At 68.1% G+C, this 10,834-nt stretch carries 11 protein-coding genes; 3 read left to right on the top strand and 8 right to left on the bottom strand.

Going from position 1 to position 10,834, the window contains the following annotated elements; genetic code table 11:
- Window positions 1–293: 293 nt before the first annotated feature.
- From ABD732_RS02710 to ABD732_RS02690, 5 genes are read right to left on the bottom strand one after another with little or no spacing between them, the layout of a single operon-like run.
- Window positions 294–1,520: an acetate kinase gene (locus tag ABD732_RS02710; protein WP_344780312.1), complete on the bottom strand. Its 1,227-nt coding sequence runs from the start codon at window positions 1,518–1,520 to the stop codon at window positions 294–296.
- Between the two features lie 39 nt (window positions 1,521–1,559).
- Window positions 1,560–3,689, bottom strand: coding sequence for a phosphate acetyltransferase (pta, locus tag ABD732_RS02705; RefSeq protein WP_344780310.1), 2,130 nt, complete (start codon window positions 3,687–3,689; stop codon window positions 1,560–1,562).
- A gap of 31 nt (window positions 3,690–3,720) precedes the next feature.
- Window positions 3,721–4,269, bottom strand: a complete 549-nt coding sequence (locus ABD732_RS02700; protein WP_344780308.1) for a TetR/AcrR family transcriptional regulator — start codon at window positions 4,267–4,269, stop codon at window positions 3,721–3,723.
- A 3-nt stretch (window positions 4,270–4,272) separates the two neighbouring features.
- Complete coding sequence (locus tag ABD732_RS02695) at window positions 4,273–4,671, bottom strand: DUF5709 domain-containing protein (protein ID WP_344780306.1); 399 nt, start codon at window positions 4,669–4,671, stop codon at window positions 4,273–4,275.
- 19 nt (window positions 4,672–4,690) lie between these two features.
- Window positions 4,691–5,596, bottom strand: coding sequence for a cation diffusion facilitator family transporter (locus tag ABD732_RS02690; RefSeq protein ID WP_344780304.1), 906 nt, complete (start codon window positions 5,594–5,596; stop codon window positions 4,691–4,693).
- Window positions 5,597–5,716: 120 nt separating this feature from the next.
- On the opposite strand from ABD732_RS02690, the gene ABD732_RS02685 reads away from it, so the two are divergent.
- A complete protein-coding gene (locus ABD732_RS02685) occupies window positions 5,717–6,265 on the top strand; it encodes a hypothetical protein (RefSeq protein ID WP_344780302.1) in 549 nt (182 codons plus the stop codon).
- A 22-nt stretch (window positions 6,266–6,287) separates the two neighbouring features.
- On the opposite strand, the gene ABD732_RS02680 is transcribed toward ABD732_RS02685, so the two are convergent.
- Complete coding sequence (locus tag ABD732_RS02680; RefSeq protein ID WP_344780300.1) at window positions 6,288–6,854, bottom strand: HdeD family acid-resistance protein; 567 nt, start codon at window positions 6,852–6,854, stop codon at window positions 6,288–6,290.
- A 23-nt stretch (window positions 6,855–6,877) separates the two neighbouring features.
- Here ABD732_RS02680 and ABD732_RS02675 point away from each other — a divergent pair, with 23 nt between their 5' ends.
- Window positions 6,878–7,720, top strand: a complete 843-nt coding sequence (locus tag ABD732_RS02675) for a thioesterase family protein (protein WP_344780298.1) — start codon at window positions 6,878–6,880, stop codon at window positions 7,718–7,720.
- A gap of 27 nt (window positions 7,721–7,747) precedes the next feature.
- On the opposite strand, the gene ABD732_RS02670 is transcribed toward ABD732_RS02675, so the two are convergent.
- Together ABD732_RS02670 and ABD732_RS02665 are read right to left on the bottom strand one after the other, a co-directional pair.
- Complete coding sequence (locus tag ABD732_RS02670) at window positions 7,748–8,365, bottom strand: DUF305 domain-containing protein (RefSeq protein WP_344780296.1); 618 nt, start codon at window positions 8,363–8,365, stop codon at window positions 7,748–7,750.
- Window positions 8,366–8,375: 10 nt separating this feature from the next.
- The gene (locus tag ABD732_RS02665; RefSeq protein WP_344780356.1) at window positions 8,376–9,491 is read right to left on the bottom strand and encodes a phosphatase PAP2 family protein; all 1,116 of its coding nucleotides are present in this window, start codon (window positions 9,489–9,491) and stop codon (window positions 8,376–8,378) included.
- 387 nt (window positions 9,492–9,878) lie between these two features.
- Here ABD732_RS02665 and ABD732_RS02660 point away from each other — a divergent pair, with 387 nt between their 5' ends.
- Entirely contained in the window at window positions 9,879–10,646 is a 768-nt protein-coding gene (locus ABD732_RS02660) for a deoxyribonuclease IV (protein ID WP_344780294.1), read from the top strand.
- The last annotated feature ends 188 nt before the right edge of the window (window positions 10,647–10,834 follow it).

Here is a 10,834-nt window from a genome sequence, read left to right as displayed (position 1 = left end):
TCGCCGTGCGAACTTCAATGAGCTACAGGTTCCGCCACCCGCATAACGGGCAACTGCTCCAGCCTACAACCGGAACTCGTTCGCAGTCAAGTCACCGTGACCAGCCCCACGCTCAGCAGAACCAGCAGGCACCACAACCCCGAACAACCACTATCCTAACGGACAGAAGTTTGGAGTGTCAACCCGAAACTTGAACTTTCTCGAAGAAACTTCGTGTCTCGGCGACCAGGACTAAGTTACACACGCCCCAACACGAACACAACTCCGCTGGTCAACGGCCCATACGGCGGCGCTCAGAGGTCAGCGACCACTGCAGCGGACTGGCGGGCGATCTCCAGTTCTTCGTTCGTCGGGACCACCAGGACCGCGATGGCGGCCGCATCGGTGGAGATCCGGCGCACCTGATCGGTGCGTTCGGCGTTGCGCTCGGGGTCTATCTCGATCCCGTAGGCACCGAGATCGGTGAGTGCGTCAGCGCGGACTTGCGCAGCGTTCTCACCGACGCCTGCGGTGAACACGATGGCGTCGACGCGCCCCAGCTCGATCATGTACGCGCCGATGTAGTGACGCAGCCGGTGCAGGTAGACCTTGTAGGCCAGGGTGGCGGCCGCGTCGCCGGCGGCCACCCGCTCGAGGATCGACCGGAAGTCGTTGTCGCCGCTCAGCCCTTTGAGCCCGGACCGCTTGTTGTAGAGGCGGTCGATGTCGTCGATCGTCATCTCCCCCACGCGTGCCAGCTGGAACGCGATCCCGGGATCGATGTCCCCGGTCCGGGTCCCCATCACCAGTCCCTCCAGGGGAGTCATCCCCATCGAGGTGTCGATCGGCCGGCCGCCGCGGATCGCCGAGGCCGAGGCACCGTTGCCCAGGTGCAGGACGATCTGGTTCACCTCGTCGTCGGGTCGTCCGAGGAACTCGGCGGCGCGCAGCGAGACGTACTGGTGACTGGTGCCGTGGAATCCGTATCGGCGGATCGCGTACTTGCGTGCGGTCTCGGCGTCGATCGCATACGTCGCGGCCTCCTCGGGAAGGTTGTGGAAGAAGGCCGTGTCGAAGACCGCGACCGGCGGCACGTCCGGCAGCAGCGCGGAGACCGCGTCGATCCCGACGAGGTTCGGCGGATTGTGCAGCGGCGCGAGAGGTGCGATGCGCTCGATCTCCGAGCGGACCCGGTCGTCGATCACCGACGGGGCGTGAAAGCTGCGGCCCCCGTGCACCACCCGATGTCCGACCGCGGCCAGCGCCGCGTCGGCCAGATCGATCCCGTCCTCGCGGAGAAGCTCGACGACCTGGGCGATGGCGGCCCGATGGTCGGGCAGGATCACCTCGATCTCCCGCTTGCGGCCGGCCGCCTCATGCTTGACGGCCCCGCCGGACGGTTCCCCGATCCGCTCGGCCAGCCCGTCAGCGTAGACCTGCTCGGTGACCGGATCGACCAGCTGATACTTGAGCGACGACGAACCCGCGTTGATCACCAGCACGGCGCCGGGAACGATCTCAGCCTTCTCCACTGCAGTCATGGCGGCCTTTCGGAAACGAGAAGCGGTGGACGGGGAAGGTCAGACGGTGCCGGAGTCCAACTCGGCGGCGACGGCGTCGGCGTTCTTCAGGTTCTGCGCCTGAATGGCGGTGATCGCCACCGTGTTGACGATGTCGGAGACCAGGGCGCCGCGGGAGAGGTCGTTCATCGGCTTGTTCAGTCCCTGCAGCACGGGGCCGATGGCGATGGCACTGGCACTGCGCTGCACCGCCTTGTACGTGTTGTTGCCGGTGTTGAGGTCCGGGAAGATCAGCACCGTCGCCCGGCCCGCGACCGGCGAGTCCGGCATCTTGGAGCTCGCGACGGACGGGTCGATCGCGGCGTCGTACTGGATCGGGCCGTCCACCAGCAGTTCGGGCGCACGCTCCCGCACCAGTTCGGTGGCCTTGCGGACCTTGTCGACGTCGGCGCCGGTTCCCGAACCGCCGGTGGAGTACGACAGCATCGCCACCCGGGGTTCGATCCCGAACGCCGCCGCGGTAGACGCGGACGAGATGGCGATGTCGGCGAGTTGCTCGAAGGTCGGATCCGGGACGACGGCGCAGTCGCCGTAGGTGAGAACTTTGTCGGACAGGCACATGAAGAAGACGCTGGAGACCGTCGAGACGTCCGGCTGGGTCTTGATGATCTCGAATGCCGGCCGGATGGTCTGCGCGGTGGTGTGCACCGCACCGGAGACCATCCCGTCGACCATCCCGGCGTGCAGCATCATCGTGCCGAAGTACGACTCGTCGCTGACCATCTCGTGGGCGCGTTCGAGCGTCATGCCCTTGTGCTTGCGCAGCTCGGCGTAGGTCTCGGCGAACTGATCGAGCAGGTCGCTGGTCTGCGGATCGAGGATCTGCACCTGCGACAGGTCGATGCCGAGCTCTTCGGCACGCCGGCGCACCGCATCCTCCTGCCCGAGCAGCGTCAGCTGGGCGACGTCGCGGCGCAGCAGCCGGCCGGCCGCACGGAGGATCCGGTCGTCGCCCCCTTCGGGCAGCACGATGTGCTGGCGATCGGACTTGGCCTGCGCCAGCAGCTGGTACTCGAACATCTGCGGCGTCATCACCTCCGGCGAATGCAGCTTGAGTTCGGCGAACATGCCGTCGGAGGTCATGTACCGCTCCATCAGCGCCAGCGCCGCATCGATCTTGCGGACCGAGCCGGCAGCGATCCGGCCGCGCGTGGTGGAACAGATCCGGGCGGTCTCGTAGGTGCCGTAGTCGCACTGCAGGATCGGCAACGTGGGGCGCAGGCCCCGGACCAGTGCGTCGATCATCGGATGCGGTTTCAGGCCGCCGTTGAGGATGATGCCCGCCAGCCGCGGGAATCCCTGTGCCGCATTGGCGTTCACCAAAGCCAGCAGAACGTCCGAGCGGTCGGCGGGCGCGATCACCGCCATCGACTCGTTGAGGCGTTCCAGGATGTGCTCGACGGTCATGCCGCCGACCATCACGTCGATGGCCTCGCGGTCGAGCAAGTCGACGTCGCCGCTGTACACCGTCGCATCCAGGGCGGTCGCGAGCTCGGCCATCGTCGGCGCGAACAGCAGCGGCTCCTCCGGCAGCGCCCAGGCCCGGCAGCCGGTGTCGCCGATGGCCGCGGTGTATTCGGCCAGGCGGTGCGGATCGCACCGGTTGGCCACCACCCCGGCCACGGCGGCGTGCGCCTGCGCGATGTCGGCGGTGAGCATCTCGACGAGAGACTTGATCTCGGCAGGCGGTCGCCCGAGCGCCTTGACCACCAGGAGCAGCGGCGCGGCCAGGTTGGCCGCGATCCGTGCGTTGTAGCTCAGCTCCGACGGCGAGGCCACGTCGGTGTAGTCCGAGCCGAGGATCAGGACGTTGTCGCAGTGCTCGGCGACCGCGTGATAGCGCGAGACGATCTCGGCGATCGAGCCGTCGGCGTCGGCGTGGACGTCGTCGTAGGTGACGCCGATGCAGTCCTCGTAGGGCACGTCCACCGAGGTGTACTCGATGAGCAGATCCAGAATGTAGTCGCGCTCCCCGGCCGCGGCACGGGAGATGGGCCGGAACACCCCCACGCGCCCGCCGGTGGCGGCGAGCTGCACCAGGACGCCCAGTGCGACCGCAGATTTTCCGGTGTCCCCCTCGGCCGAGGCGATGTAGATCCCGCGCGCGGACTCGGTCCCATTGCCTGTCATACCGCTCAGCGTATCGTCGCCGGGCCCCGCGCTACCGGACGATTGCGCGCACGGCCAGTTCGGCGATCTGTTCGTCGCTGAGCGAGCTCTGCGGCACCAGCATGCACGAGTAGACGGTGCGCACCATGAACTCCACCCCGCCCCGCGCATCCGGGTACAGCGCGGCGGTCTCGTCGTCGTCGAGCTCGGGCACGGTGACGTCGACGACCATCTGGATCAGCGACGGTCCCTCGGCCTCCCGCGCGGTCACCAACGCACCGACGATCTCCTCCGGCTCGTTGGTGAGCACGTACTGCAGGGCCTCGTGTTCGCGGATGTACTTGAGCGACTCCACCACGCGTTTGTGGACGCGGGCACCCACGTCCGGCTCTCCGGCGCCCCACTCCACCATCTTTCCGCGCATGATGCCCAGTTCCCGCTGGACGATCGCCGAGACCAGGGCGTCGCGGCCGCCGAACATCCGGTAGGCGGTGGCCCGGGCGACCCCGGCCTGGCGGGCCACCGATGTCAGGCTCAGGGCCTTGGCCCCGAAGTTGGAGATCAGTCCGATGCCGACTTCGACGAGTCGATCGCTGTCCATGACCTACTGAGCGTCGTCGATGACGTGCATGGCGGCCTCCTCGGCCGAGGCGCCTGCGCCGTCGACCCCGGCGTCGTGGGCCAGCAGCTGCGCGTCCACGTCGGCCTCGGTGCCCTCGTCCGGCGCCACCAGCCGGCCCGACCGGCGGTCGCCGACCTCATCGGTCGACGGGAAGTCCGGGTCTCGCCCGGCATCGGCGCCGGCGCCGACGTCCGGCTCCTCGTCCGCGAGGCGCTCGTCGAGATTCTCGTGCTCGGGGTGTTCGGCGGGACGGTGGTCCGGCGGCGAGTAGCCGCGGTCGAGCACGTCGGACAGCTCGCCGTCCTCGAGGGTGTCCTCGGGCTGGAGCTGGTCGGTCTCGTAGTCGCCGGCGGTGTCCACTTCGTCGTCTGCGTCGGTCATGTTTTCAGCCTATCGCTCCTCAGCGCCGCCACGATTCGTATGCGCGGGGATCGTCGATCGGTTCCAGATGCACGGTGACGACCAGATCGTCGAGGGCGGCCCGCAGCGCCCCCTCCACCTCTTCGACGGCGTCGTGCCCGCGCTGCACGCTCCATTCTCCCGGCACCAGCATGTGCAACTGCACGAACCGCGTGGCACCGGCCTCGCGGGTCCGCACGTCGTGGAAGTCGATGGTCCCGTCCGACCGGAAACCGTCGAGCACCGCGTCGATCTCCCTCTGATGCACCGGGGCGAGCGCGCCGTCCATCAGTCCCGTGGTCGACCGCTTGATCAGCAGGTAGCCGACGACCAGGATGTTCACCGCGACGGCGATCGCGATGATGGAGTCGAGTGGCAGCCAGCCGGTGAGCGCCACCAGCACCAGTCCGGCGACCACCCCGACGGTGGTCCACACATCGGTGAGCAGATGCTTCCCGTCGGCTTCCAGGGTGATGGAGCGATGCTCGCGGGCGACGCGCAGCAGCAGCCAGGCCACCGCGCCGTTGAGCATGGTGGCGACCACCGACAGCGCCAGGCCGAGGCCGATCGATTCGAGTTCCTGCGGATGGATCAGCCGGTCGACGGCGCTGTAGATGATGACGCCGGCGGCCACCACGATCATCACGCCCTCGATCACCGCGGAGAAGTACTCGCTCTTGGCGTGCCCGAACTGGTGATCGTCGTCCGCGGGACGGGCGGCGATCCGCAGGGCGACGAAAGCGACCACCGCCGCGACCAGGTTGACCACCGACTCGGCGGCATCGGAGAGCAGGCCGACCGATCCGGTGATCAGCCAGGCCGCGGTCTTGAGCGCGATGGTGACCAGTGCCGCACCGATACTCAGCAGCGCCCAGCGGCTGAGATCCCTTGCCGACGTGTGCTCCATGGAGAGCATCCTTCCCCATCGCCGCGCATTCCACATCCCGCGGCCGGGACACTTCGCTCGCTTCGTCTCACTTCTGGCCGACCACGCCCGCGGCCGTGTGCGGCGGGGCATGGTGGAGACATGCTCGACGAGCTGGAGGCAGAAGCCCGGTCGAGGTACGCGGCCGGTGAGTACGAACACGCGCTCGCGGATTTCTCTGTGCTCCGCGAGGTACGCGCCCGCCGCGAGGGCCCGTACTCGGTGCACTATCTTCGGGCACTGCACGACAGCGTCCGATGCATGCGACATCTGCAGCTGTGGCAGGACACCGATCTGCTGTGCAGCGAACTCCACGGCAAGTATGTGCGCACCCACGGCCGGGGCGAGGCCGCGACCGTCGACGTCGCCAAGCACTGGGCGTGGGCGATGCTGCATCTCGATGCGATCGCCGCCGCGGCAGCACTGTACATCCGGACCGCCGATGCGCTCTGGGACACCGACGCGCCGTCGGCCCGCAGGCTGCTGGGGGCGGCGGCGGTGCACACCCGCCGGGTCGCCGACCCACTGGCCGGCCTCACGCTGACGCACACCACCGAGATCACCGATTCGCTGCAGGATCTGCGCGAGCGCCTGGAACAGCAGTCCGGCGCCGCACCGTCGAGCGATTTCGACGGGGCGACGCCGGAGTGAGTCCTGCGCGTGCGGAGCGGCGCTAGCTGGTCGGAACCTTCTTGGGCAGGCTGACCAGGGTGACGATGCTGACGACCACCAGCAGCAGACCGAGCAGCCACATGATGGCCGGCACCGTGGTGCCCGGCGAGAAGATCAGCATGACGATGCCGGCGAGCACCGAGATCACGCCGCCGACGATCACCAGCCAGCGGGGTGCGATCGAGACATCGGCGCGGGCCCCGAAGATGTCCTGGAAGCCGCCGAAGATCCAACCGATGCCGATGAAGATCGCCAGCATCCACCAGGCGTCGGCCGGGCTGATGATCGCGATGGCCCCGCAGAAGACCATCAGAATGCCCAGCACCAGCATCAGCATCCGCAGGCCGAAGGTGAGCCCCACCGAGGCGAAGGAGAAGAAGAGCCGGAACAGTCCGGCCACCACCAGGGCGATGCCGAACAGCAGTCCGGCGACGAAGGCGGTCACCCCGGGCCAGACCATGATCAGCACACCGAGAACCACGCCCAGGACGGCCGTGAACAGCATGCCTGATCGGACGGCGTTGACGGCCTCCGGCGGCAGCGCGGGACGTACTTCTTGATTGATCATGGCCAAAGCGTAGCGTCACCGGCATGGCGGAGTACACATTCTTCACGCGCGATGACTCGGGTCGCTTTCTTCCCACGGAAATGGCGCAGAGCCTGTGGGGTCCGGACTCGCTGAACGGCCCTGCCGTCTGCGGCCTCGCCGCGCACTCGGTGGAGTGCGAGCACGGCCGGGACGGCTGGCGGCCGGCCCGGTTCACCATCGAGCTGTTCAAGAATGCGCGGCGGCTCCCGACGACGGTGCGCACCCGTGTCGAACGCTCCGGCGGCCGGATCCTGGTGGTCGCGTTCGCGATCGTGCAGCACGACGACGACAGCGCCGACTCCGGGGAGAGCCTCGTCGCCCAGGGCATGACCGTCTTCCTCAAGGAGGGCGTCTCTCCGCCCGGCGCACGCTGGTCACAGCCGGAGTCCGAGCGCACCTTCTTTCCGCCGGAGGTGGATGCCGGGGACGGCACTCCCCGATTCGGCGGCCCGGACGGCTGGAGTAGTTCGATGGCCGGCCAGCAGCAGGCGCACCGGCATCGCATGTGGTCCAGACCGATCGCGGTGATCCCGGATGCCGCGCTCACCGCGTTTCAACGCGCCGTGATCGCCGGCGAGTCGACGAGCCTGATGACCAACTGGGGCGAGGGCGGCATCGGCTTCATCAACTGCGACCTGACGGTGGCGCTCGCCCGCCTGCCCGAAGGCGACCGGGTGGGCGTGGAGGCCACCAGCCACCTGGAGGCCGACGGCATCGGCGTGGGCAGTGCCGCACTCTTCGACACCCACGGGCAGTTCGGGCTCGGCACCGTCACCGCGGTGGAGAACAGCCGGGCGTTCATCGACTTCGCCGAGAACCCGCAAGCGCCCGGCTGGACCACCTAGCGCCCGCGCCGTCGCGGACGCGGCCGATCAGTTCAGCTGCCGCTCCATCTCGGTGATCTCCGCCTGCTGGGAGTCGATGATCTCCTGGGCCAACCCGCGCATCTCCGGGTTCTCGCCCTTGTCGAGTTCGGTCTGGGCCATGGCGACCGCCCCCCGATGGTGGGCGATCATCAGGGTGATCCACTCCCGGTCGAAGGCGTCACCGGACAGCGACTCCAGGTGCGTCATCTGCTCCGCTGTCATCATGCCGTCCATCTGGTGCTCTGCGTGCTCGTCGGGCACGGGCTCGTCCCAGGCCTTCAGCGCCTCGGTGAGCTGATCGATCTCCGGCTGCTGGGCGTCCTTGATCTGCTGGGCGAAGCCGAGGAGCCAGGCGTTCTGCGTCCGAGAGGGCACCAGGTCGGCCATCTCGACGGCCTGCGCGTGGTGCGGGATCATCATCGTCGCGAACTCGACGTCCGCCGAGTTGGCGTCCGCCGACACCGACGTCGGGGCGCCGCTCGCGCCGTGGGAGTGGCCGGATCCACCGTGCGCGGAGTGATCGTCACCGGCGTCGTCGGTGCCGCAGGCGGCGAGGAGTCCGGCGGTGGCCACGGCCGTGACCGTGAGCAGGAGACGGTGGCGGAGTTTCTGCGGAGAGGTCATGCCATAACTTCTACCGGGCACCGGCCCCGTCGGCCACCGGGCCTTGCTCCAGGGCTCCTTCTTCCACCGCCTCGGCGACGGCGTCCTCTCGCTCCATCTCACGTTCGGCCTCGCGACGGCGGTTGCGCGGCTGAACGTAGCGACGGTCGACGTACTCCACGGTGCCCACCACCAGCCCGGCGATCGCCCAGCCCAGAATGATGTCCAGGACGTAATGCTCGGCCGTGTAGACCAGTGCGAACGCCATGACCAGGGCGTACCCCATGAACAGTGTTCGGCCCAGGGCTTTGGTGCGCGGCCACATGAACAGCGCGAGCATCATCGTCAGGCCCGCGTGCAGCGACGGAATGGCCGCCACCAGGTTCGCCTTGCCCTGGCCGCCCTTGATCAGCTGACCGGCCGCCTCCACCCGCAGCACCGACCAGCCGCGGGTGGAGATGCGTTCGACGTACGGCGCGGCCCCCTCCTGCTGCGGCTGCACCTGCCCGAGAATGTTGTCCTCCACGAGCCCTTCCGGCTGGTACATGCAGTCCGGGTCGTGCGGGTAGTCGGCGACCTGCTCGGCGGTGCACTTGGCGGCGGCCCACGGCGGGGCCGCCGGGACCAGCGTGTACCCGATCAGGCCGATGAAGCTGGTGGCGATGAAGCAGACGGCGAAGCGGCGCCAGGTCGCCCGGTTCTTGACCCACAGTGCCGCGGCCGTGGCGTACGGGACCACGAAGTACGACATGTAGACGACGCTGACGATGATCTCCCACCAGGGCGGATCGGCGAACTTGATGTGCGACTGCAGCCACACCGTCGGGTTGACCCCGAACATCCAGAAGTCGGCATCGGCCGCCAGTTTCCAGTGCGTCGGCATGTCGAGCCAGACCGCGACGTTGCGGGTCCAGTCGTAGAGCATCAGGATCAGCACGAACGGCAGCCAGTCGGTGACGACGGTGATCGCCCGGCGCCGGCCGATCGTGGCCGCCACCATGCCGAACGCGAGGTAGAGGATCAGCCGGGTGCGATCGACGGCGAGGCCGTTGACCGCGATCTCGACTCCGAGGGCGATCACCCAGAGCAGCAGCAGCGAGCGGCGGAGCCAGGTGAGGTCGCGTCCCTTCTCTTCGGCGACGACGATCGGCCCGGATTCCCCGGCAGGAGTGGAGGTTCCGGCTTCGACCGTTCCGGCTTCGACTGTTCCGGCTTCGACGATGTCGACCACGATCTCGACGGCGGGCGCCTCTTCGGGGGCCGCCTCGATGGCGGGCGCCTCGGCGGGGAGGGTCTCGGCTCCGAGCGTCTCGCCCGCGAGTTGCCCGGCGGCATCGTCGGGTCCGTCGCCGGCTGCTCCGGCCGGGGCCGCCGTACTGTTCACACTCACGTCGTCTTGCTCCTGCGGTCGTACAGCCCTGACCCACCGGGCCCGTTTCCTGCTGTTCACTCTAGTGTCGCCCGGCGTTCGACCCCCTCGCGACCCGCGCGGGAGCGCAGCCCGCCACTGTCGACCTGACCTATCGTGGGGGGCATGCGAGTCGGAGCCCACCTGCGCCAGGACGACAATCCGGTGACCACCGCCGAGGAACTCGGGGTGGACATCTTCCAGATGTTCGTGACCGACCCCCAGAAGTGGAACAAGCCGCAACCCCACCCGCACGCCGCGCAGATCCGGGATTCGCCGATCGACGTCGTCGTGCATTCGAGCTATCAGATCAATGTGGCGAGCCTGAACAACCGGCTGCGGATGCCGTCGCGGAAAGCCGTGGAGCAGCAGGCTGCGGCCGCCGCCGAACTCGGGGCGATCGGGCTGGTGGTGCACGGTGGCCATCTGCGTGACGGCGAGGATCCCGCGGAAGGTTTCGACAACTGGCGCAAATTGTTCGAGCGCCAGCAGGACAAGGGCGGTTTCGGCGTGCCGATCCTGATCGAGAACACCGCCGGCGGGAATCACGCCATGGCCCGAACACTGGAGTCCATCGAGCGACTGTGGGATGCGGTGGGCGATTTCGATCAGGCCGGTTTCTGCCTGGACACCTGCCATGCGTGGGCCGGCGGCGAGGAGCTGGTGGGCCTGGTGGAGCGGATCAAGGCCATCACCGGACGGATCGATCTGGTGCACTTGAACAACTCGCGCGACGAGTTCGACTCCGGACGGGACCGGCACGCGAACCTGGAGTCCGGACACATCGCCCCGGACGTCCTCGCCGAACTGATGGCCCAGGCCGATGCGCCCACCATTCTGGAGACTCCCGCCGAGGGGGTCCCCGCAGATCTGGCCTACTTGCGGAGTCTCTGAATGCCTGGTGCGCCGCAGGTCACCGGCCTGCGCGGTCCGTCCCACGACCATCCGACCATCGCGCTTGCAATTGTAAGCACGGCCACATTTCCCCAGGTTGTCCGCGACGCGGAGCGCGGGTATTCTGTCAATAGTTACCGGCAAGTAACTTGTCTGGTCAGCCCTCCCTGATGAACTGAGATAGGAAG

The sequence above is a fragment of the Gordonia caeni genome (genome assembly GCF_039537105.1).
Taxonomy (GTDB): Bacteria; Actinomycetota; Actinomycetes; order Mycobacteriales; family Mycobacteriaceae; genus Gordonia; species Gordonia caeni.
The sequence above is the reverse complement of the archived record's forward strand: the minus strand, read 5'-3'. Positions and strand labels throughout refer to the sequence as shown.